The sequence below is a fragment of the Pseudomonas sp. CFBP 8758 genome (assembly GCF_014841725.1).
In the GTDB taxonomy this organism is placed as follows: Bacteria; Pseudomonadota; Gammaproteobacteria; order Pseudomonadales; family Pseudomonadaceae; genus Aquipseudomonas; species Aquipseudomonas baltica.
The window spans coordinates 316,844-337,588 of record NZ_JACYUK010000002.1 but is presented as its reverse complement, the minus strand read 5'-3'; the positions used below and the strand labels follow the sequence as shown (position 1 = coordinate 337,588).

Genomic DNA, 20,745 nt, shown 5'->3' with positions numbered 1-20,745 from the left:
GAACTGCCAGCGGCACGGAAACAACGCGTCATGCGGGTATAGTTTAGTGGTAAAACGAAAGCTTCCCAAGCTTTAGTTGAGGGTTCGATTCCCTCTACCCGCTCCATGTTTCAGGCAGTATTTTGATTTTCTCCCCCTCCCCGCTCAGCCTCTTATCCGCCGAACCTTGTTCGCCATACTCCGCAGAACTCTGCCTCCGGCGTAACGAAGCTCGGGCCATCGGCTTCGCCAGCTCATGGATATCATCAGCCAATGCACAGGCGCCGATTTGCCCCCCCCTTCTACATCATGCAAATCGAGCACGGGAACGTACGGTCAATCGCCAACTGGATATGATCGGGAACTTGCGCAGACCGGTATCCCTCTCCTGTAGGTGATTCCTCAAGAGTGATAAACCATGGAAACCTAGATTTTCTGGGCGGCGTCCGCCGTGATCGTTCTGTTGCTGGACGCTTGGGTACTGACGAGCGTCTGGCGAAGCGCCAAAAGCTCCGGCACGAAGCTGGGCTGGACGGTGCTGATCTTTGTACTGCCCCTTGTCGGACTCGCTATATGGGGCATCGCGGGGCCGCGAGGGGTTGCCATCCCGCCAACATCGGATAAACACAGCAAAGGCTGATGCCGATCCTACCCATCTGATACGCGTTGGCTGGCATGTATTTAATTCGCCATCCCCAGGCGTTTGGCTGAAGGCGTTCATATCGCCCAGCCAAGCGTGATCGCGGTCAGTGCCAGATAGCGGAACGCCTTGGCCAGTGTAACCACGACCAGAAAACGCCAGAGCGGCTCACGCATGACGCCAGCGATCATAGTGATGGGATCACCGATGATCGGCACCCAGCTGAACAAGAGCGCCCAGTATCCGTAACGCAGGTAGGCATTCTGCGCTTTATCCAAGTGGCGCTCACTGATGGGAAACCAACGGCGGTGCCGAAAACGTTCGATAGAGCGGCCCAGGTACCAGTTCACGACAGAACCCAGCACGTTGCCCGCCGTGGCTATCCGTAAGAGCAACACCGTTGCGTAGTGTTGCGAAACAAGCATGCCCACCAATACCGCTTCGGATTGCAAAGGCAGAAGCGTGGCGGCACCGAACGCCACGACGAAAAGGCTTACATAGCTGGTCAGTTCGAACACCTTGTCATCTCGCGTGTGAAGGCCTGCTGCGGAGTGAACGTTTCAAACGCAGTTATCCGCAACAGCTCGCAGGTTTCAAGGGCTGATACCAGCTCTGCTGTACCGCATGGTGTGGAAACTGTCCCATTGGCACCAGCTATACAGATAAACAAGATGCAGATGTAGCGCATCGATCAGCACAGATTCGTTGCTCGCAACCTTGCAAAGCCCCCCGCCCAGCACCCTTCATTTCTCGATCAAACAGCCAGTTACGCCAACTCAATCAGAAAACCACCCAACATTGCGAAGAAATTTCTGACACTGATGTTGACGGTTCAGTTACCTATCCAGCCTAGTAATATCCTCTTACTTGATAGGGACATCCATCATGATCATCCTGGTAGCGGGTATTCATGGCGTGGGCAAAACCTGGCATTGCGAGCATTACGGGCACCGTCGGGGCGTGTTGCACAGCAGCGCTTCGGGTTTGGTCAGGCAGGTGCTGGCCTGTGTGAAATGGAGCGATGATCGCTACGCGACCAATCGAGACCGCAACCGCCAGGCACTGGAACTGGCCGTGACCAGCATCGCCGCCAGTGGCAAGTCGATGCTGCTGGAAGGAAACGTGGCGTTGATGGGTAAGCGCCCACGTTCGTCGGGCACCGATCTGACAGCGTTCGAGCGGCTTTCCCTGGGGGCGATTCTGTTGCTGGAGAGCGATCCGTGGACGGTGTTGAAGCGCTTGCCGGCCAGCCACGCTTCGCCGACCGAGGTCGAGGTGTTCCAGCATCAGGAGCGTGACAGCGCGCGAGCGGTGGCGCGCCATCTGGACATTCCGCTGATGCTGCTGCGCGATTGCAGTGACCACACCTTTGGCCAGGCCCTTGATGCCTGGCTGAAGCGCGGGCAGCCTATCTCCATTGATACAGCCAGACGCCATCCACCTGGATTTCATCGCCAATACCGCTGAGAAGCATTGCTGCGACGAGATGCCGCTCGTCGCCTCGACGGCACCTTGCGTGCAAGACGCTGGCCCAATGCTTGTACCCCAATCACTGCGGAGATGCACCATGATGATTAGCAAAAAGCTTGCCTCGCTGGCTCTGGCCGGTCTTCTGTCGGCCTCGTCGTTCGCGGCGATTGCGGCATCCAATGACAGCAACCCTACTGCCACCCCGGAAGCACCATCGGGCAAGCAGGTCATTCCAGGCACCGACAAATCGCCCGACAATGGCAACGCCACCGGTATCGACGGCAAGACCGGTTCCATGAGCCAGGGCGCAGACGCCGGCACCACCGACGGTGGCCCTACCCCGATGGGCGCGACCAAAGGCGATGGCAGCTCGGGCAACAGCGGCGGCAACGGCAGCGGCGCTGGCAAATAAGCCCACCGCACCTTCTGCAGCGGCGCGAATTCCGTCCTTCAAATTGCCAAGCGCAATTGCAAGGTCAACCGGATTCGCGCCGTTGGCGTTTCCGCAGATCAGTAACCGTTGCGTTGAAGAACCTCGATCACCGATTCAGCGGCAGGACGCTTGTAGAACTTCAGCAGCTCGCTGGTACGGTTGGTGAAGATGCCATCCACGCCTGCGTCACTGACCTTCTTGAAATCGACCGGCTCGTCCACGGTATACACGTGCACCAGAAGACCTTTGTCGTGGGTCAGCGTGTTCATCCACGGCTGAACCAGGTCCATGTAGCTCTGCTCTCCCCCCTCGGTCAACGCTGCCGAAAGCCCGGTACCCACCGCGCCGTTGGCTTTGGCAATGTCCAGCCAGCGCTCGAACTCGGCACGGTCGCGGGGCCGTTGCTGGGCGTAGTAAGCCGCTTTGTCCTTCATGCCGGACGCTGCGAACGTCACCTTGGATTCGGGCTCGATGCTGCCCTCGCCTACCCATAGCAGCAATACCTTGGGCACCTGCGGCATTTCCTTGGCCAGCAGTTCCAGGCTGCCTTTTTCGAACGTCTGCAACACGACCCGGTGCTGACCATCGAGCCAGCCACGCTGCTCGAGTTTGGCCTTGAGGTCACGCTCGATACCAGGAAACTGCTGCGGCACCTTGGTTTCGATGTACACCCCAGGCGTGTGCGTACCGCCTTGCGCCACGTCGAGTACCTCATCCAGGGTGAGAATCTTCAAGCCTTTGTAACTGTCACGGGCGCGCTCGGGGTGCGCTGCGTTGAACCAGCTGCCGGCATCCAGGGTTTTCAGCTCCGCCAGGGTGAAGTCGCTGGCCGGGTTGTCCTTGCGCTCGGGAAACTTGCTGGCGATGTCGGTGGTGCGCAGCAAGGTATCGTCGTGCAGTGCGATCAGTTGCCCGTCGCGAGTGCGCTGCACATCGAGCTCCAGATAGTCGGCGCCCAGGTCACGGGCCAGCAGGTAGGCCGGCAGTGTCGATTCCGGCGCATCGAACGAAGCACCTCGATGGGCAATGACCGCAGGGTGCGGAATGTTGGCGGCATGAGCCAACTGATCGGGGGTTTGCCCCTGGGCCGAGGCAGCTGCGCCCATGGCAGCAGTGAGGCAGAGCGTCTTGTACAGGTGTGCCAACATGTGTAGTCCTTCCACGGATGATCGAAAACGGCGCGGTTTGATGCCGGTGAACCGACCCAGCATAGACGGCGTCGGATGACAGGACATGGCGTGATAGAGTCGCGCCCTTGCCCAAGACACGAGTAGAACGAATCATCACCATGGCACATGACACCTTCGACGCCCACCTCGACGATTGGCAAACCCTGCATAGCCGTCAGCCTGCACAAAGCCTGTTGCTGGGCAACGGCGCCAGCCGCGCGGTGTGGCGCAGCTTCGCCTACGACGGGTTGTTCGAGCGCGCGCAAAAGGTGCGCAACAAACCCTTGAGCCTGACCGACCTGGCCTTGTTCAAATCGCTGCAGACCCACAGCTTCGAGCAGGTGCTGGCGGTCCTCAACAGTACCGTTCGGGTCAATGCCGCCCTGGCGATCAGTTCCACCGCCCCGCTCAATCGCTACTATGCGATCAAGGAAGCGTTGATCCATGCGGTGCGCAGCGTGCACATTCCCTTTCGCCTGCTCGATGAACAGCGCCTGGCCGCGCTCAACCTTGCACTGCGCGCGTTCGACACGGTGTACAGCAGCAACTACGACCTGCTCTGCCCCTGGGCCGTGCAGCACGACCCGCAGGGTTTTGCCGAGCTGATGGACGTGGACACCGGTTTCGACATTCGCCACACCGCCGCCACAGGCTGCCGCGTGCTGTACCTGCACGGCGGTCTGCACCTGATCAAGAACAGCGACGGTACGACCCGGCAACGCACCGCCGAGGGCGAAGCCTTGCTCGACGGGTTTGCGATCAACACGCCTGGCGATGTGCCGTTGCTGGTCAACGAAGGCCCCAGTGCGCAGAAGCTGCGCACCATCCGTGATTCGGACTACCTGAGCTGGTGCCACGGCGAGTTGAGCCGGCAAGACGGCACGCTGTGCATCTTCGGCCACAACCTGGACAGCGACGATGCGCACATCCTTCAGGCGCTGCGTCTGGCGCCTGCACAGACCCTGTATGTGTCGATCTTCCCGCTCAGCGATGCCTGGATCATCAGCCAGAAACAGCGCTTCGAAGAACTGTTCGCCGGCTGCGGCAAGACACTGTATTTCTTCGACGCGACCAGCCATGGCCTGGGCAGTGCGCAATTGAACGTGGCCGTGCCTGCGGTGTTGAAGAAGCGTCGTTGAAGACGGGAGCGCAACCAGGCGCTCACCACAGCGATATCAACCCTTTCTCCAGTGCCAGCAGCACAGCCACGCTGCGTGAACCCACGGCGAATTTGCGACGAATGTTGGCGAAATGGAAATTCACCGTTGCCTCGGAGCAGGCCAGTATCCGCGAGATTTCCCACGAGGACTTGCCTCTGCCACTCCAGACGAGCACTTCCTGCTCACGGGGCGTCAGCTTGATGTCGAACGTCACTGCAAACTCCAACCCTTGACTTGAGCGCTCATGGTGGCGCTCGCCAAGGATGGGTAACAATGCCGGCGACTTGTAGTCCCGATGCCTCACAGCGCCTAGCTGAGAAGGCCGTCTTCCTGCAGCAGGGTCTGCAGACGCTGCTCGCGAATGCCGTAGAAGGCTTTCAGTTCCTCGATCTTCGCCAGCGCTTCGGCGGACGGGCCGGACGTGTCGCGCTTGACCGCCAGAATCATCTTGTTCTTGTTGGTGTGCTCCAGAGAAATGAACTCGAACACCTTGGTCTCGTATCCGCAGGCGTCCAGCAACAGCGCGCGCAGGCTGTCGGTGACCATCTCGGCCTGCTGGCCCAGATGCAGGCCATATTGCAGCATGGGCTTGAGCAGGCCCGGGCTCTGGATCTGCAGGCGGATTTCCTTGTGGCAGCACGGTGAGCACATGATGATCGCCGCGCCACAGCGGATACCGGTGTGAATGGCGTAGTCGGTGGCGATGTCGCAGGCATGCAGGGCGATCATCACGTCGATCTCGCTGGGCACCACCGAACGCACGTCGCCGCACTCGAACACCAGCCCCGGATGTTCCAAGGAGGTGGCAGCCGCGTTGCACAATTCGACCATGTCCGGACGCAGTTCGACGCCGGTGACCTGGGCCTGACGCTGCAGCGAGTTGGCCAGATAGTCATGGATGGCGAAGGTCAGATAGCCCTTGCCCGAGCCGAAATCGGCGACCCGTACGGGAACAGTCGTCTTGGCCAGCACCGACGAAGCGAAGGCGTGGGAAAACACCTCGATGAACTTGTTGATCTGTTTCCACTTGCGCGACATCGCCGGGATCAGTTGCTGCTGCTTGTCGGTGACACCCAGGTCCTGCAGAAACGGCCGGCTCAGCTCCAGGTAACGCTTCTTCTCCCGATCGTGACCCAATTCCGGCGCGGCCCGCTCCTGTTGTTGCTTGTTGCGGTGCAGGCTGGCCTTGTTCTTCTTGCTGAATTCGAGCTGCAACTCGTCGGTCAAGGTCAGCAGGTGCGCGTTCTTGAAGGTGTCGGGCAAGGCGTCGGCAATGAACTGCTGGCCATCGACCAGACTGAAGTTCTTGGTGATGTCGCGCGTCTTGTAGCGGTACACGAACGACAGGCAAGGCTCGCCCTTGATGGTCGCCAACTTGACGATCAGCCGCTGCAGGTCCGGTTCCTGGCCGACATGGCGGGCCAGCACCACTTTGATGAAAGCGTTCTGCGCCAGGCTGGTGTCGAGCAGGGCAAGGAATTCGGCGCGGGGGTCGGTGACGGACATGGCGAAACGGATCTCGGGTCTATTCAGGCAGGCATTTTAGTGGCTGTGAATGGACTTGGGGGATTTGATTCGACGCTGCTTGCGCGAATGCATTTGTATCAATCCCGGCACCCGACTGGATTGACGAGCGCCGATACGTTAAAACACCTCCGGCAAACTATAAAAACACTGTCACCCGTAATCGGCTGCGGCATCCCTGCGGTAGGCCAGAGAGAAGAACTCAATGAACAAGCTGTGTCTGCTGGGTGTCGTCGTTGGCCTGGCCTTGCAAACCGCGTATGCCGATAGCCCTTCCCAAGGTCCGCAGAACAAGGATGCATTCGTTGCCGACCTGCTCGCACGCATGACCCTGGACGAGAAGATCGGCCAGTTGCGCCTGATCGCCATCGGTGGGGAAATGACTCACCAGCGCATCGAGGCCGAGATCGCCGCAGGGCGCATCGGCGGCACTTTCAATTCGGTCACTCGCGCGGACAACAGGCCCATGCAGGATGCCGCGCAGCGCAGCCGCCTGAAGATTCCCATGTTCTTCGCCTACGACGTGATCCACGGTCACCGCACGCAGTTTCCGATCAGCCTGGGCCTGGCCGCGAGCTGGGACATGAACGCCATTGCCTTGAGTGCCAGAACCTCGACCGCCGAAGCGGCGGCCGACGGTATCGACATGACCTTCGGGCCGATGGTCGACATCTCTCGCGATCCGCGCTGGGGCCGCATCAGCGAGGGGTTTGGCGAAGACACCCACCTGGTGTCGAAAATTGCCCGGGTGATGGTGGAAAACATACAGGGCCCCAGCCCGGCCAACCCGGACCGAATGATGGCCAGCGCCAAGCACTTCGCCTTGTACGGCGCGATCGAGGGCGGGCGCGACTACAACACCGTCGACATGAGCCCGCAACGGATGTTCCAGGACTACCTGCCGCCTTATCGCGCCACGGTCGATGCTGGCGCAGGTGGCATGATGGTCGCCCTGAACTCCATCAACGGTGTGCCGGCGACCTCCAATACCTGGCTGATGCAGGATGTGCTGCGCAAGCAATGGGGGTTCAAGGGCGTCACCATCAGTGACCACGGTGCAATTCATGAATTGATAAAGCATGGCGTGGCCAGCGACGACCGTGAGGGGGCCAAGCTGGCCATCAAGGCCGGCATCGACATGAGCATGAACGACCAGGCGTACGGCGAACATCTACCGGGGCTGCTCAAGAGCGGCCAGATCAGCCAGGCCGACATCGATAACGCGGTGCGCGAGGTGCTTGGCGCCAAATACGACATGGGCCTGTTCGCCAACCCGTACCTGCGCATCGGCAAGGCCCAGGACGACCCGGCCGATGTCAACGCGGAAAGCCGCCTGCATCGCGCCGAAGCGCGTGATGTCGCGCGCAGGACGCTGGTGTTGCTGAAGAACCAGAAGCAGACGCTGCCGCTGAAAAAAGACGCGCGCATTGCCCTCATCGGGCCCCTCGCCGACGCGCCGGACGACATGCTCGGCAGCTGGTCGGCAGCCGGCGTCGCAACGCAATCGGTGACGTTGCTCAACGGATTGCGCAATGCCGTGGCCGACCCCGCCAAGGTCACTTATGCCAAGGGTGCGAATCTCACCGATGACCGTGCGACGCTGGACTTCATCGCCCACTTCAACCCCGAGCACGTGAAGCAGGCCATCGACCCACGCTCCGGCCAGGCCTTGATCGACGAAGCGTTGGCAGCGGCACGCGATGCCGACGTGATAGTGGCCGCGGTGGGCGAATGGCGCGGCATGACCCATGAATCGGCCAGCCGTGTTGCCCTCGACCTGCCGCGTACCCAGCAAGCCTTGATCACTGCACTGCGCGCCACGGGCAAACCGCTGGTGCTGGTGCTGATGAACGGCCGCCCGCTGACCATTGGCGAACAACAGCGCCAGGCAGATGCGGTGCTGGAAACCTGGTACAGCGGCACCGAAGGCGGCAATGCCATTGCCGATGTGTTGTTCGGCGACTACAACCCGTCCGGCAAACTGCCGGTCACCTTCCCGCGCTCGGTTGGCCAGGTGCCGCTGTACTACAGCCACTTGAGCATCGGCCGACCGTTCACGCCGGGGCATCCGGGCAACTACAGCTCGCAGTATTTCGACAGCGAGCAGGGCCCGCTGTACCCCTTCGGCTACGGCTTGAGCTACACCGACTTCAGCCTGTCGGACGTCAGCCTGTCGAGCAAGCGCCTGAGCCGCGACGGCAAGGTGACGGCCAGCATCAACGTGCGCAACGTCGGCAAGGTCGCCGGCGAGACCGTGGTTCAGCTGTATCTGCGTGATGTCGCTGCTTCGATGGCTCGACCGGTCAAGGAGCTCAAGCATTTCCGCAAGGTGATGCTCAAGCCGGGCGAAAGCCAGACCCTGACATTCGATATCGTCGAGGGTGATCTGAAGTTCTATAACCAGCAACTGGTGCGGGCCGCCGAGGCCGGGCAGTTCACCGTGATGATCGGGCTGGACTCCGAGGACGTCAAAGAGGCGACCTTCGAGTTGTTGTAGGTCGGCAACGGCTCGATAGCGCCCGTGACCGGTTCCCGCGCCCCGCGCCTGGCCGTCATCGTGCTGGTCATCGTGGCCGGCGCGTTGTTGTCCGCCGTATGGGCGGGCCGTCACGCCCAGCTGCTGGCGCAGAACGAGGAGGCGGCACGCAGCAATGGCCAGTTGGCGCTGTACGCCAACAGCCTGCACACCCTGATCGAGCGCTATCGCACCCTGCCTGCCGTGCTGGCGCTGGATCCTCAGCTGCAGCAGTCGCTGCAGGGGCCGATCGATCCGGCCACCCAGAACATGCTCAACCGCAAGCTTGAGCGCATCAACGCGGCGGCGCGGTCGTCGACCCTGGAACTGCTGGACAGCCAGGGCCTGGCGGTGGCAGCCAGCAACTGGCGTCTGCCGACCAGCTATGTGGGTCACAACTACGCCTTCCGCCCCTATTTCAGCCAGTCGGTCAGCCAGGGCAGCGGGCGTTTCTATGCGGTAGGCGTGACCAGCGGCATTCCCGGCTACTTCTTGTCCAGTGCGATCAAGGACGCTCGGGACGGCTTTCTCGGCGCCATGGTGGTCAAGCTCGAGCTGCCCGAACTGGAACAGGAATGGGCGCAGGGGCCCGATACCTTGCTGGTCAGTGACGCGCGCGGGGTGGTGTTCATCGCCAACCGACCGGGATGGCGGTATCGCACCTTGCACCCTTTGAGCGAGGCCGACCGCGCCGAACTGCAGCGCACCCGTCAGTATCACGATCAAGCCTTGCAGCCGCTGGACCACCAGGTGCTGGGCAACCTCGATGGAGCGGCCCGGCACGTGCGCGTCAACGGCCCTCAAGGCACCGCCGACTACCTGTGGGCATCGTTGCCGATGGCCAGCGAAGGCTGGACCCTGCACTTGCTCAAGCCTCCCATGGCGAGTACCGAAGACAGCCGCAATGCCGCGCTGGCAGCGGCCGGCCTGTGGTTGAGTCTGGTTTTCGGCGGCCTCTGGCTGAATCAGCGTCGGCGCCTGGCTGCGCTGCGCCAGCGCGGTCGCGAGCAATTGGAATCACTGGTCAGGGCACGCACCCGGGAGCTGCGCGATGCTCAGGAGGGCCTGGTCCAGGCGGCCAAACTGGCGGCACTGGGGCAGATGTCGGCGGCCTTGGCCCACGAGATCAGCCAGCCGCTGACAGCGCAGCGCATGCAGCTGGCGAGCCTGCGGCTGTTGCTCGATCAGGATCGCATCGACGCGGCGCGCCAGGCCCTGGCGCCGCTGGAACAGATGTTGGTACGCATGGCGGCCTTGACCACCCATTTGAAGACCTTCGCGCGCAAGAGCCCGGCCGGCGTGCGCGAACGAGTCGACCTGGCGCAGGTGCTCGACCAGGCCTTGCAGTTGCTGGAAACACCCCTGCATGCGGCGGCTGTACGCCTGCACTTGCAGGTCCGGCGACCGGCCTGTGTCCGTGGCGACGTGATTCGCCTCGAACAGGTGCTGATCAATCTGTTGCGCAACGCGCTGGACGCCATGACCGGGGTGCCTGCCAAGGACATGCACATCAGCCTGCAGCTTCATGGCGAGCAATGGCAGCTGGACATTGCCGACAGCGGTGGCGGCATCGCCAGCGAGCACCTCGAACACTTGTTCGACCCGTTCTTCACCACCAAGCCCATCGGAGAAGGCCTCGGCCTGGGGCTGGCGGTCTCCCTGGCGATCGCTCACGAACACGGCGGCCAGTTGAGCGCGGAAAACCTGGCACACGGCGCACGTTTCACCCTTGCCCTGCCCATCGATACGGAGCCTGCATGAGCAATCAAGTGATGGTCATCGACGACGAAGCGAGCATTCGCGACGCCGTTGAACAGTGGTTGGGCCTCAGCGGCTTTTCGGTGCAGCGCTTCAGCCAGGCCGAAGACTGCCTGGCGCAGCTGCCAGCGGATTTCGCCGGGGTCATACTCAGCGACGTGCGCATGCCCGGCATGGGCGGGCTCGGCCTGCTGGCACAGGTCCAGGCCCGCGACCCCGAGTTGCCGGTGATTCTGTTGACCGGGCACGGTGACGTGCCGATGGCGGTGCAGGCCATGCGCGAGGGTGCCTACGATTTTCTCGAGAAGCCTTTCAGCCCGCAAAGCCTGTTGACCAGCCTGCAGCGCGCTCAGGACAAGCGTCGACTGGTTCTGGAAAACCGGCGCCTGCACAGTCGGGCCGATTTCAGCGAGCAATTGCAGGCGACCCTACTTGGCGCTGCGCCCGCCATCGCCCAGCTGCGGCGCCAGGTACTGGATCTGGCGCAGTTGCCGGTCAACGTGGTGATTCGTGGCGAAACCGGCAGTGGCAAGGAGTTGGTTGCGCGCTGCCTGCACGATTTCGGCCCACGGGCTGGCAAACCCTTCGTGGCGCTCAACTGTGCCGCGATTCCCGAGGCATTGTTCGAGGCCGAACTGTTCGGTCACGAGAGCGGTGCATTCACCGGCGCCCAGGGCAAGCGCATCGGCAAATTGGAGTACGCCCACGGCGGGACTCTGTTTCTCGACGAAGTGGAGAGCCTGCCGATGGCTCAGCAGGCCAAGCTGCTGCGTGTGCTGCAGGAGCAGAAGCTCGAGCGCCTGGGCTCCAACCAGAGCATTCCGGTTGACCTGCGGCTGGTCGCGGCGAGCAAGCCCGACCTGCTGGAGCAGGCACGGGCTGGGTTGTTTCGCGAAGACTTGGCCTATCGGCTGAATGTCGCCGAACTGCGCCTGCCGCCATTGCGCGAGCGGCGCGAAGACATCGTGCGGCTGTTCGATCACTTCACCGCGGCAACCGCGAAGCGTCTGGCGCGACAGGCGCCGCCGGTCAATTCGGCGCAACTGGCCCAGTTGCTCAGCCACGATTGGCCGGGCAATGTCCGCGAGCTGGCCAATGCCGCCGAACGCCACGTGCTGGGCCTGGCCGCGCCAGCGGCGGAAACGGTCAGCGTCCGGCTGTCCCTGGCGGCACAACAGGAAGCCTTCGAAGCCCAATGCCTGCGCGCGGCACTGGCGCGGCACCGCGGCGATATCAAGTCGGTGATGGAGGAACTGCAACTGCCTCGGCGCACCCTCAACGAAAAGATGCAGCGTCACGGCCTGGCCCGCGACGACTTTCGCGAGTAGGCAAGAATCCGCTCACCCCACTTCTCGTATCGGCAAGAATCCGCCGGCTTTTTTTCGTGAACCCTCTGAAATCGGGGGTACAGCGGCTGGCACGGCTCCTGCTACTGCCTTGGCAAGCGCGAACCAACGCGCTACCAACAATAATGAGAAGGATCCATCATGGATAACTCCAACACCCTGCCCGCCGGGGCAACCGCTGCATCCGCCCCGCCTCGCACCACCGCCAGCCGCGTCAAGTCGATCTTCAGTGGCTCGGTCGGCAACATGGTCGAATGGTACGACTGGTACGTCTACGCGGCATTCTCGCTGTATTTCGCCCAGGTGTTCTTTCCCAAGGACAGCCTCAACGCGCAACTGCTCAACACCGCCGCGATCTTCGCCGTCGGGTTTCTGATGCGTCCCATCGGTGGCTGGCTGATGGGTTTGTACGCCGACCGCAAGGGCCGCAAGGCTGCGCTGATGGCTTCGGTATTGCTGATGTGCTTTGGCTCGCTGGTCATTGCGCTGACACCAAGCTACGAAACCATCGGCATCTGGGCGCCCGTGCTGCTGGTGCTGGCGCGGCTGATGCAGGGCCTCTCGGTGGGCGGCGAGTACGGCACGTCCGCCACCTACCTGAGCGAGATGGCAACCAGGGAACGGCGCGGCTTCTTCTCCAGCTTCCAGTACGTGACCCTGATCTCCGGCCAGTTGATCGCGCTGGCGGTGCTGATCGTGCTGCAGCAGACGCTCACCGAAGAACAGCTGCTCAGCTGGGGCTGGCGTGTACCGTTCGTGATCGGCGCGCTGTGCGCAGTGGTGGCGCTGTGGTTGCGCCGTGGCATGGAAGAGACAGACTCCTTCACCCAGAAAAAGGAATCCAAGGAAAGCACGATGCGCACCCTGCTGCGCCATCCCAAGGAACTGTTGACCGTGGTCGGCCTGACCATGGGCGGTACCCTGGCTTTCTACACCTACACCACCTACATGCAGAAATACCTGGTCAACACGGTGGGCTTCAGCAAAGCGGACTCGACGGCCATCTCGGCGGCCACGCTGTTCCTGTTCATGTGCCTGCAACCGGTGGTCGGCGCCCTCTCCGACAAGATCGGCCGACGCCCCATCCTGATCGCGTTCGGGGTACTGGGCACGGTGTGTACCGTTCCCATCCTGACCACGCTGCACACCATTCAAACCTGGTGGGGTGCGTTCTTCCTGATCATGGCGGCACTGATCATCGTCAGCGGCTATACCTCGATCAACGCCGTGGTAAAGGCAGAGCTGTTCCCCACCGAGATCCGCGCTCTGGGCGTCGGCCTGCCCTATGCGCTGACCGTGTCGATCTTCGGCGGAACCGCCGAACTGATCGCCCTGTGGTTCAAGCAGATCGGCATGGAAACCGGTTACTACTGGTACGTGACCGCCTGCATCGCCTGCTCGCTGCTGGTGTACGTGTTCATGAAGGACACCAAGACGCACTCACGGATCGAAACGGACTGAACCTGAGCATGCCTGCGCCGCAAAGGCGGGGGCAGTTGCACTGGCCGCCATGGCCGACGCACACTGGGGGCACCTGAACGCTGAGGATTGCCCCTGATGTCGGATGACACCTACTACTACGAGCCGGCCAAGGGCCATGGTTTGCCCCACGACCCCTTCAACGCCATCGTCGGCCCGCGGCCCATTGGTTGGATCTCTTCCCACGACCGTGAAGGTCGCCTGAACCTGGCGCCCTACAGCTTCTTCAACGCCTTCAACTACACGCCGCCGATCATCGGTTTCGCCAGTGTGGGACGCAAGGACAGCCTGAACAACATCGAACAGACCGGTGAATTCGTCTGGAACCTGTCTACTCGTGCCCTGGCCGAGCAGATGAACCAGAGCTGCGCCGCGGTCGGCCCCGAAGTCGACGAGTTCGAACTCAGTGGCCTGCACCATGCACCGTCGACAATCGTCAGCGTACCGCGGGTGCTCGAAGCGCCGGTGTCGTTCGAGTGCAAGGTGACGCAGATCATTCAGCTCAAGGGCGCCGACCAGCAGGAAGTGCCCACCTGGCTGATCCTGGGTGAAGTGGTGGCGGTGCACATCGCCAAGTCATTGCTCAAGGACGGGGTCTACGACACGGCCGCAGCCGGTCCGATCCTGCGCGGCGGCGGGCCGGCCGATTATTTCGAGATCGGTCCGCAGGCGCTGTTCAAAATGCACCGACCGCAGGTCAAGTAGGCTCGAAGCGCGGCTCGCCTTCATCGTCGACAGCGGCCAGAGTCAGCAAAATCTCGGCGGCAGCGCCATCGGCCTCGTGCGCGGTACGGAACGACTGGCCGTCGAGCACCTTGTGAAACCGCGGCGCACCACCGCCCTGCAGGGCCTTGATGGCGATGGCGGCGTGGTAACTGCCTTCATTGGGCACTACCGCTGAAACCGCTTCGTGATGTTCGAATACCTTGCGTGCCATGACGTACCTCGCAGCTATGCAAAAGCCACGATTGTACGCAGCTCAGGCCGCGCTGGCCTGTTCGATCGCGGCATCCTCGAAAGTGTGCAGATCGAGGCTGGTGACCAGCAGGCCCTGGACCAGGTCGGAGAACACCTGCATACCGGGCGATTTGAACCAGGCGGTCATCGCGGCGTGATCGCGCCAGACGCCTGCCACTTGCCACAATCGCTCGTCGCCGTGGCTGCGCTGGACTGCAAAATGCAGGCAGCCGGGCATGCCCAGCGCAGGCCGCACCAGTGCCGACAACCCCAGCCCGACCTGTTCGGAATGCCCATGCCGGGCGGTGACCAAGGCACAGTGACTGACGGTGGATAATGAGTTCATGCTCGACTCTCCCTGATTGAACGGTCTGCGGTGAACAAGATTGCTGCGACAACAGTACGCAACCCCGGACCACAGGGGTTAGCCGTTTCCTGTCAAGGTCTTGCCCGATCCTGCAGGGTTGCAGTTTCAATCAACCCAAGCGGCCCTGTGTGGCGGTTTTCATGCTTATCCGCACAGTGCATGTGCGGGTTCGGACAAGACGCTCCTACAACTTGGCAGGATTGGGCAAACATCCTGCAGCTATCGTCTACCCTTGGCATTAAGCGCGGATTATCCTCGTGGTCATGTGATGCACAGATCATGGAGCCTGCATGAAACCCGCCGCACCTGCTGCCTTGCCCCTGCACCCTGCCCTGGAACGAAGTCGCTGCGAACTTGCCGAGCGCATTGCTCGTGGCGCACAGGCACCCGGCTGCCATGGCACCGCGATCAGCGGCTTGCATCTGGTGCGCTATGAAGAGTGCGTGCAGTCGTTCCCGGCGTTGGTGCAACCGGCGCTGTGCATCCTTGCCCACGGCAGCAAGGAGGTGCGCCTGGGGGAAGAGCGCTATATCTACGACCCGCTGAACTTCATGGTGGTGTCGGTGGCCATGCCGATCTCGGGACGGATCCTGGATGCCAGCCCCGGCGACCCTAGCTTGTCCCTGCGGTTGGACATCGACCCCGACGAGATCAACGCGGTGATCGCCGACGCCGGGCCGCTGGGCGTGCCTTCGCGTTCGACCCAGCGCGGCCTGTACGTGGAGCAGATGGACACGGCGTTTCTCGATGCCGTGCTGCGCCTGGTACGCCTGCTGGAAACACCGAAGGACATTGCCGTGCTGGCGCCACTGGTGCGGCGGGAAATCCTCTATCGCCTGCTGGGAGGGCAACAGGGTCACCGCTTGTATGAAATCGCCGTCGCCCACAGCCAGACCCACCGGGTCAGCCAGGCCATCGCCTGGATCAATCGGCATTTCCAGCGCAGCCTGCGCATCGAAGACCTGGCTCGCGAAGTCAACCTGAGCGTGTCCACCCTGCATCACCGTTTCAAGGCCGTGACGTCCATGAGCCCGTTGCAGTACCAGAAACAGCTGCGCTTGCAGGAGGCTCGTCGACTGATGCTCAGCGAAGATCTCGATGCGTCGGCCGCCGGGTATCGCGTGGGCTACGAAAGTCCTTCGCAGTTCAGCCGCGAATACAGCCGGCATTTCGGCGCACCACCGGTGCGTGACCTGGCACGCCTGCGCATCAGCCTCTGATGTCACGCTGGCAGGGTTGAAAAAACCGCAGATCACCAATAGAACCGATAGCTAGCTATCAAGTACACTCGAAGACCGCAGCCCGTGGCCATCTTGCCGGGGCGTCTCTTTGCAGGCCTACCTGTGACCGATCTCAGCCACTCCCCACCGGCCATCAAGAGCATTCTGGTGGCCCTGATGCTGGCCATTTTCCTGGGCGCGTTGGACCAGACCATCGTTGCGGTCTCCATGCCGGCGATCTCCGCCCAGTTCAACGACGTCGACCGCCTGGCCTGGGTGATCTCCGGGTATATGGTGGCCATGACCGTGGCCACGCCGATCTACGGCAAGCTGGGCGACCTGTACGGACGCCGACGCATGATTCTGATCGGCACGGGATTGTTCACCCTGGCGTCGCTGTTCTGCGGCATGGCGCAGAGCATGGAGCAACTGGTGCTGGCGCGCCTGCTGCAGGGCGTCGGCGCTGGCGGCATGGTTTCGGTGAGCCAGGCGATCATCGGCGATGTCGTGCCGCCGCGCGAACGTGGCCGCTACCAGGGCTATTTCAGCAGCATGTACGCAGCCGCCAGCGTGCTGGGCCCGGTGCTGGGCGGCTACATGACGCAGTACCTGTCGTGGCGCTGGGTGTTTCTGATCAACCTGCCGCTGGGCGCGTTCGCCTGTTGGTACGCCAGCCGCAAGCTGGCGGGGCTGCCCATACCGCAGCGTACGCCGATCATCGATTACCTGGGTACGGTGCTGATGATCGTCGGCCTGAGCACCTTGCTCATGAGCATCACCCGCGTTGGCCAGGGGCATGGGCTGGACGACACCCAGGTGTGGGCGCTGCTGGTGATTGCCACGGCAGCGCTGCTGGGTTTTGTCTGGCATGAACGACGTTTTCGCGAACCGCTGCTGCCGATGCATCTGTTTGCCAATCGCGCAGCGGTGCTGTGCTGGTGCACGGTGTTTTTCACCAGCTTCCAGGCCATCGGGCTGAGCGTGATGATGCCCCTGCGCTTCCAGACCGTCACCGGTGCCGGCGCGGACCAGGCGGCCCTGTACCTGCTGCCACTCGCATTGGGGTTGCCCATCGGGGCTTTTCTGGGCGGGCGTCGCACATCGCAGACCGGGCGCTACAAACCCATCATTCTGACCGGGGCGTTGCTCGCTCCGCTGGGGATTCTGGGCATGGCGTTCAGTCCGCCGGACAACCTGCTGCTCAGCGTGACCTTCATGCTGTTGACCGGGTTCGCCTGCGGGTTGCAGTTTCCCACCTCGCTGGTCGGCGCGCAGAATTCGGTGCAGGCCAGGGACATCGGCGTGGCCACCAGTACCCTGGCGTTGTTTCGCTCGCTGGGCGGCGCTGTTGGAGTGGCTTGTCTGTCGGCTTTGCTGTTGGCCATGCTGCACGGTGTGCAGTTGGCGGACGGTGCCTTGAGCGGTCATGGGCTCGAGGTGGTGAGTGGCAACGTGCTGCTGACCGGGCTCAACGCTGCGGCGGGCCCTGCCCGCGATGCCTTGCGCATGGAACTGGCGCAGACCTTCCAGCACTTGCTGTGGGCCAGTGCCGGCATCTCCCTGCTGGGAGTGGCCGTGGCACTGGCGCTGCCCAATCTGGAATTGCGCGGCCGCGGGCATGGCGAGAAGTAGCTTGTGCGAAGAGGCCCGATCAGACGGCCGGTCGCTTCTTGCGTTGGGCCCAGGCTACGGCCAGGCCGCTGAGGCAGATGACGCTGATGCCCACCACCCCGAAGATATCGGGGGTGTGGTCGAAGATCAGGTAGCCATACATCCCGGCGAACAGGATCTGCCCGTAACTGAACGGTGCCAGCAGCGCCGGCGCGGCATGGCGAAAGGCCTGGGTCAGCAACAGATGCCCGAGCATGCCGCAGGTGCCCAGCCCGACCATGAACAATGCATCGATCCACCCCGGCGCCTGCCAGAAGAACGGCAGCGCGGCGCTCATGATCAGCGTGTTGAAGATACCGGCGAGAAAATTGCTGGTGGTCGGGCTGTCGATGCTGCTGAGCTTGCGCGTCAGCAATTGGTACAGGCCGAAGAAGAACGCGGATATCAACGGCAGCAGGATGGCCGGCGTGAACAGGGCACCGCCGGGGCGGATCACGATGAGCACGCCGATGAAGCCAGTGATCACCGCCGCCCATTGCGCGCGGGTCACCACTTCCTTGAGCAGCGGCACCGACAACGCCGTCACCAACAGCGGTGCCAGGAAGTTGACCGCCGTGGCTTCGGCCAGCGGTATGTAGCGCAGGCTGGTGGTGAAGAACAGGCTGGTGGCGATCAGGCACAGCGCGCGCAACAGCTGCAGCCCCGGCCGCTTGGTGCGGATCACCGTGGACAGCCCGGTCTGCGGCACGAATATGACCAGCATCAGCAAGGTGTGCACCACGTAGCGCGCCCACACCACCACAACGATGGGGAACAGCCCGGAGAGGTACTTGGACAAGGCGTCGTGGCTGGCGAACAGCAACGTTGCCAGACAGATCAGCGCGATACCGCGCAGCGGCTGGTTGACCCCGGTGAGCAACGGGTTTTGCACGCTCATTCACACGCTCGCAACAGGATGATGAAAGGGTAACGGTCGTGACCTGTCCGCCGCACGCAGGTACTCGGGCAGCGGCTGGATGGTGTCGGGTCGATGATGGCGCGAGCGGGGGCGCTGTTACAACTTGATTCAGAACTTTATTTGCGCAACGCCGGTGTCAGGCTCAGCGTCTGCAGGCTCAGGTCCACCCAACGCTCCGCTTCCTGATAGAGATCGAAACTGTCGGGGACGAGCAACCATTGGCCGATCATGCCATCTATATAGGCGTGCAAGGCGATGGCCGCCCTGACGGTGTCCAGATCGTGCGGCAACTGCTCGCGGTTCACGGCGTTGCGCAACGACCGTTCGATGCGCACATTGCAGTCGATGCTGACCGACTGGCGCTGGCGGCGCATGTCACACATTTCATCGGTGAACTCGCATTTATGATGCAGAATTTCGTTGAGGCGGCGGGTCTTGGGGTCTACGGCGATCTGCTGGAAAAGGCGGATCAGCAACTGACGCATGCAACCCAGCGGGTCGGGCTCATCCTCGCTCTCGCTGGCCTGGGCCAGCTCCTCGAGCGGCTCCTGCAAGCTGTCGAGCATGGCCTGGACCAGATCCGCCTTGTTGCTGAAGTGCCAATAGATGGCGCCGCGCGTCACCCCTGCCAGGGTCGCGATGTCAGCCAGGGTCGTGCGCGCCACGCCGCGCTCGTAGAAGGCCTGCTCGGCCGCCTCGAGAATCTGGCTGCGGGTTTCCTGGGCTTCCTCTTTGGTACGGCGAACCATGGCAGTCGAACCTCAATCTTCAATGCACGCGCGATGCGTAACGCAGCGCCTGCTCAGGCCGGGAATCCCTTTTGTGCGGGGCTTGTCCGGAATATCGATGGGTGCGCCGCAACGTCGCGGGCATCAGGCCATCAAGTTGTTTACAAACAACCACGAATGTAAGTATATTCGTTAGTAAGCTATTAATCCAGTCGTAACATTTTTTTACCTTTCCACTATTCTTGAGCCCTCCCCCGCGCTCACGACCCGAGGATCTTCATGCAATTCAAGCCAGTTGTTACCGCTCTGGTATCCGCCGTCGCCCTGGCAACCTTGCTCAGCGGCTGTGACAAAAAGGAAGAAGCAGCCCCGCAACAGGCTCAGCAAGCTCCTCAGGTCGGCGTGGTTACCCTGAAAACCCAACCCTACACATTGACCAGCGAACTGCCGGGCCGGACCACCGCGTACCGCGTGGCCGAAGTACGGCCGCAGGTCAACGGGATCATCCTCAAGCGTCTGTTCAAGGAAGGCACCGAGGTCAAGGCCGGGCAGCAGCTCTACCAGATCGACCCGTCGGTGTACGAGGCCACGCTGGGCAGCTCCCAGGCGACGCTTGAGTCGGCCAAGTCGCTGGCCGGGCGCTACAAGCAGCTGATCGACGAGCAAGCCGTCAGCCGCCAGGAATACGACAACGCACGCTCGCAGCAGCTGCAGGCGGAGGCCTCGGTGAAAAGCGCGCAGATCGACCTGCGCTACACCAAGGTGATGGCGCCGATCTCGGGCCGCATCGGCCGTTCCGACGTGACCGAAGGCGCACTGGTGACCAATGGCCAGACCAACGCCCTGGCGACCATCCAGCAACTGGACCCGATCTACGTCGACGTGACGCAGTCGTCCGCCGAAATGCTCAGGCTGCGACGCGACCTCGACAGCGGCAAGCTGCAAAAGGCCGGCGACAACGCCGCCTCGGTCAAGCTGACCCTGGAAGATGGCAGCGAGTACGCCCAGACCGGCAAGCTGGAATTCTCCGAAGTCTCGGTCGATCAGGCTACCGGCTCGGTCACCCTGCGCGCCGTGTTCCCCAACCCGGAACACGTGCTGCTGCCCGGCATGTTCGTGCACGCCAAGCTGCAGGCCGGTGTGCGCAGCGAAGCCATCCTGGCGCCCCAGCAAGGCGTGACGCGCGACCTGAAGGGCACCCCGACCGCCTTGATCGTCAACAAGGACAACAAGGTCGAGCAGCGTCAGCTGGTGGCCAATCGTACCGATGGCGCCTATTGGGTGATCGAGAAAGGCCTGAACGCCGGCGATCGCTTGATCACCGAAGGTCTGCAATACGTCAAGCCGGGTGCCGATGTGACCGTCAAGGATGCTGGCAACCTGACTCCTGAACAGTCCGCCCCTGCCGCCAACGGCAAAGGTGAGTGATCG

The 20,745-nt window shown here is 62.3% G+C and carries 20 protein-coding genes and 1 tRNA gene; 13 read left to right on the top strand and 8 right to left on the bottom strand.

Annotation, left to right across the window (positions count from 1 at the left end):
• Window positions 1-32 precede the first annotated feature (32 nt).
• Together IFT75_RS05375 and IFT75_RS05370 are read left to right on the top strand one after the other, a co-directional pair.
• A tRNA-Gly gene (locus IFT75_RS05375) sits at window positions 33-106 on the top strand.
• 303 nt (window positions 107-409) lie between these two features.
• A complete protein-coding gene (locus IFT75_RS05370; protein ID WP_192053957.1) occupies window positions 410-619 on the top strand; it encodes a PLDc N-terminal domain-containing protein in 210 nt (69 codons plus the stop codon).
• A gap of 77 nt (window positions 620-696) precedes the next feature.
• Here the strand turns inward: IFT75_RS05370 and IFT75_RS05365 are convergent, their stop codons facing one another.
• Window positions 697-1,137 carry a VTT domain-containing protein gene (locus tag IFT75_RS05365; RefSeq protein ID WP_192053673.1) on the bottom strand — a complete coding sequence of 147 codons (441 nt, stop codon included), beginning with the start codon at window positions 1,135-1,137 and terminating at the stop codon, window positions 697-699.
• Between the two features lie 367 nt (window positions 1,138-1,504).
• Here IFT75_RS05365 and IFT75_RS05360 point away from each other — a divergent pair, with 367 nt between their 5' ends.
• Together IFT75_RS05360 and IFT75_RS05355 are read left to right on the top strand one after the other, a co-directional pair.
• Window positions 1,505-2,086 (top strand): hypothetical protein, encoded by a 582-nt coding sequence (locus IFT75_RS05360; protein WP_192053671.1) that lies wholly within the window; start codon window positions 1,505-1,507, stop codon window positions 2,084-2,086.
• A gap of 100 nt (window positions 2,087-2,186) precedes the next feature.
• Entirely contained in the window at window positions 2,187-2,501 is a 315-nt protein-coding gene (locus IFT75_RS05355) for a hypothetical protein (protein WP_122479390.1), read from the top strand.
• Between the two features lie 98 nt (window positions 2,502-2,599).
• Here IFT75_RS05355 and IFT75_RS05350 read toward each other — a convergent pair whose 3' ends face one another.
• Window positions 2,600-3,670, bottom strand: coding sequence for a glycerophosphodiester phosphodiesterase (locus IFT75_RS05350; RefSeq protein ID WP_192053669.1), 1,071 nt, complete (start codon window positions 3,668-3,670; stop codon window positions 2,600-2,602).
• Between the two features lie 140 nt (window positions 3,671-3,810).
• On the opposite strand from IFT75_RS05350, the gene IFT75_RS05345 reads away from it, so the two are divergent.
• Window positions 3,811-4,830, top strand: a complete 1,020-nt coding sequence (locus IFT75_RS05345) for a DUF4917 family protein (RefSeq protein WP_192053667.1) — start codon at window positions 3,811-3,813, stop codon at window positions 4,828-4,830.
• A 22-nt stretch (window positions 4,831-4,852) separates the two neighbouring features.
• Here IFT75_RS05345 and IFT75_RS21485 read toward each other — a convergent pair whose 3' ends face one another.
• Together IFT75_RS21485 and IFT75_RS05335 are read right to left on the bottom strand one after the other, a co-directional pair.
• Window positions 4,853-5,065: a response regulator transcription factor gene (locus IFT75_RS21485; RefSeq protein WP_342214368.1), complete on the bottom strand. Its 213-nt coding sequence runs from the start codon at window positions 5,063-5,065 to the stop codon at window positions 4,853-4,855.
• Between the two features lie 95 nt (window positions 5,066-5,160).
• Complete coding sequence (locus IFT75_RS05335) at window positions 5,161-6,357, bottom strand: class I SAM-dependent methyltransferase (RefSeq protein WP_192053665.1); 1,197 nt, start codon at window positions 6,355-6,357, stop codon at window positions 5,161-5,163.
• Window positions 6,358-6,580: 223 nt separating this feature from the next.
• Between IFT75_RS05335 and bglX the strand changes: the two genes are divergently transcribed.
• From bglX to IFT75_RS05310, 5 genes are all read left to right on the top strand, one after another.
• Entirely contained in the window at window positions 6,581-8,872 is a 2,292-nt protein-coding gene (gene bglX / locus IFT75_RS05330; protein WP_192053663.1) for a beta-glucosidase BglX, read from the top strand.
• Between the two features lie 24 nt (window positions 8,873-8,896).
• Window positions 8,897-10,651 (top strand): sensor histidine kinase, encoded by a 1,755-nt coding sequence (locus IFT75_RS05325; protein WP_342214367.1) that lies wholly within the window; start codon window positions 8,897-8,899, stop codon window positions 10,649-10,651.
• Window positions 10,648-11,976, top strand: a complete 1,329-nt coding sequence (locus tag IFT75_RS05320; RefSeq protein WP_185793991.1) for a sigma-54-dependent transcriptional regulator — start codon at window positions 10,648-10,650, stop codon at window positions 11,974-11,976. Before IFT75_RS05325 ends, IFT75_RS05320 begins: the two co-directional genes overlap by 4 nt.
• 159 nt (window positions 11,977-12,135) lie before the next feature.
• Window positions 12,136-13,455: an MFS transporter gene (locus tag IFT75_RS05315; RefSeq protein WP_185793992.1), complete on the top strand. Its 1,320-nt coding sequence runs from the start codon at window positions 12,136-12,138 to the stop codon at window positions 13,453-13,455.
• 96 nt (window positions 13,456-13,551) lie between these two features.
• Entirely contained in the window at window positions 13,552-14,178 is a 627-nt protein-coding gene (locus IFT75_RS05310) for a flavin reductase family protein (protein ID WP_185793993.1), read from the top strand.
• Here the strand turns inward: IFT75_RS05310 and IFT75_RS05305 are convergent.
• Together IFT75_RS05305 and IFT75_RS05300 are read right to left on the bottom strand one after the other, a co-directional pair.
• On the bottom strand, window positions 14,171-14,410 hold the full coding sequence (locus tag IFT75_RS05305; RefSeq protein WP_192053662.1) for a hypothetical protein: 240 nt from the start codon (window positions 14,408-14,410) through the stop codon (window positions 14,171-14,173). The genes IFT75_RS05310 and IFT75_RS05305 overlap by 8 nt on opposite strands.
• A 42-nt stretch (window positions 14,411-14,452) precedes the next feature.
• On the bottom strand, window positions 14,453-14,776 hold the full coding sequence (locus IFT75_RS05300; RefSeq protein ID WP_192053660.1) for a putative quinol monooxygenase: 324 nt from the start codon (window positions 14,774-14,776) through the stop codon (window positions 14,453-14,455).
• Window positions 14,777-15,087: 311 nt separating this feature from the next.
• On the opposite strand from IFT75_RS05300, the gene IFT75_RS05295 reads away from it, so the two are divergent.
• Window positions 15,088-16,017, top strand: coding sequence for an AraC family transcriptional regulator (locus IFT75_RS05295; RefSeq protein ID WP_122479402.1), 930 nt, complete (start codon window positions 15,088-15,090; stop codon window positions 16,015-16,017).
• A gap of 123 nt (window positions 16,018-16,140) precedes the next feature.
• Window positions 16,141-17,649 carry an MDR family MFS transporter gene (locus tag IFT75_RS05290; protein ID WP_342214366.1) on the top strand — a complete coding sequence of 503 codons (1,509 nt, stop codon included), beginning with the start codon at window positions 16,141-16,143 and terminating at the stop codon, window positions 17,647-17,649.
• A gap of 19 nt (window positions 17,650-17,668) precedes the next feature.
• On the opposite strand, the gene IFT75_RS05285 is transcribed toward IFT75_RS05290, so the two are convergent.
• Both IFT75_RS05285 and IFT75_RS05280 read right to left on the bottom strand, forming a co-directional pair.
• Window positions 17,669-18,565, bottom strand: coding sequence for a DMT family transporter (locus IFT75_RS05285; protein WP_192053658.1), 897 nt, complete (start codon window positions 18,563-18,565; stop codon window positions 17,669-17,671).
• Window positions 18,566-18,702: 137 nt separating this feature from the next.
• Window positions 18,703-19,335, bottom strand: a complete 633-nt coding sequence (locus IFT75_RS05280) for a TetR family transcriptional regulator (protein WP_122479405.1) — start codon at window positions 19,333-19,335, stop codon at window positions 18,703-18,705.
• A 258-nt stretch (window positions 19,336-19,593) separates the two neighbouring features.
• On the opposite strand from IFT75_RS05280, the gene IFT75_RS05275 reads away from it, so the two are divergent.
• Window positions 19,594-20,742: an efflux RND transporter periplasmic adaptor subunit gene (locus IFT75_RS05275; protein WP_192053656.1), complete on the top strand. Its 1,149-nt coding sequence runs from the start codon at window positions 19,594-19,596 to the stop codon at window positions 20,740-20,742.
• The last annotated feature ends 3 nt before the right edge of the window (window positions 20,743-20,745 follow it).

Coding starts and splice junctions, on each gene's coding strand:
- IFT75_RS05285 (WP_192053658.1), bottom strand. CDS start 18,565: ATGAGCGTGCAAAACCCGTTGCTCACCGGGGTCAACCAGCCGCTGCGC.
- IFT75_RS05295 (WP_122479402.1), top strand. CDS start 15,088: ATGAAACCCGCCGCACCTGCTGCCTTGCCCCTGCACCCTGCCCTGGAA.
- IFT75_RS05310 (WP_185793993.1), top strand. CDS start 13,552: ATGTCGGATGACACCTACTACTACGAGCCGGCCAAGGGCCATGGTTTG.
- IFT75_RS05275 (WP_192053656.1), top strand. CDS start 19,594: ATGCAATTCAAGCCAGTTGTTACCGCTCTGGTATCCGCCGTCGCCCTG.
- IFT75_RS05300 (WP_192053660.1), bottom strand. CDS start 14,776: ATGAACTCATTATCCACCGTCAGTCACTGTGCCTTGGTCACCGCCCGG.
- IFT75_RS05335 (WP_192053665.1), bottom strand. CDS start 6,357: ATGTCCGTCACCGACCCCCGCGCCGAATTCCTTGCCCTGCTCGACACC.
- IFT75_RS05315 (WP_185793992.1), top strand. CDS start 12,136: ATGGATAACTCCAACACCCTGCCCGCCGGGGCAACCGCTGCATCCGCC.
- IFT75_RS05320 (WP_185793991.1), top strand. CDS start 10,648: ATGAGCAATCAAGTGATGGTCATCGACGACGAAGCGAGCATTCGCGAC.
- bglX (WP_192053663.1), top strand. CDS start 6,581: ATGAACAAGCTGTGTCTGCTGGGTGTCGTCGTTGGCCTGGCCTTGCAA.
- IFT75_RS05345 (WP_192053667.1), top strand. CDS start 3,811: ATGGCACATGACACCTTCGACGCCCACCTCGACGATTGGCAAACCCTG.
- IFT75_RS05355 (WP_122479390.1), top strand. CDS start 2,187: ATGATGATTAGCAAAAAGCTTGCCTCGCTGGCTCTGGCCGGTCTTCTG.
- IFT75_RS05360 (WP_192053671.1), top strand. CDS start 1,505: ATGATCATCCTGGTAGCGGGTATTCATGGCGTGGGCAAAACCTGGCAT.
- IFT75_RS05305 (WP_192053662.1), bottom strand. CDS start 14,410: ATGGCACGCAAGGTATTCGAACATCACGAAGCGGTTTCAGCGGTAGTG.
- IFT75_RS05350 (WP_192053669.1), bottom strand. CDS start 3,670: ATGTTGGCACACCTGTACAAGACGCTCTGCCTCACTGCTGCCATGGGC.
- IFT75_RS05280 (WP_122479405.1), bottom strand. CDS start 19,335: ATGGTTCGCCGTACCAAAGAGGAAGCCCAGGAAACCCGCAGCCAGATT.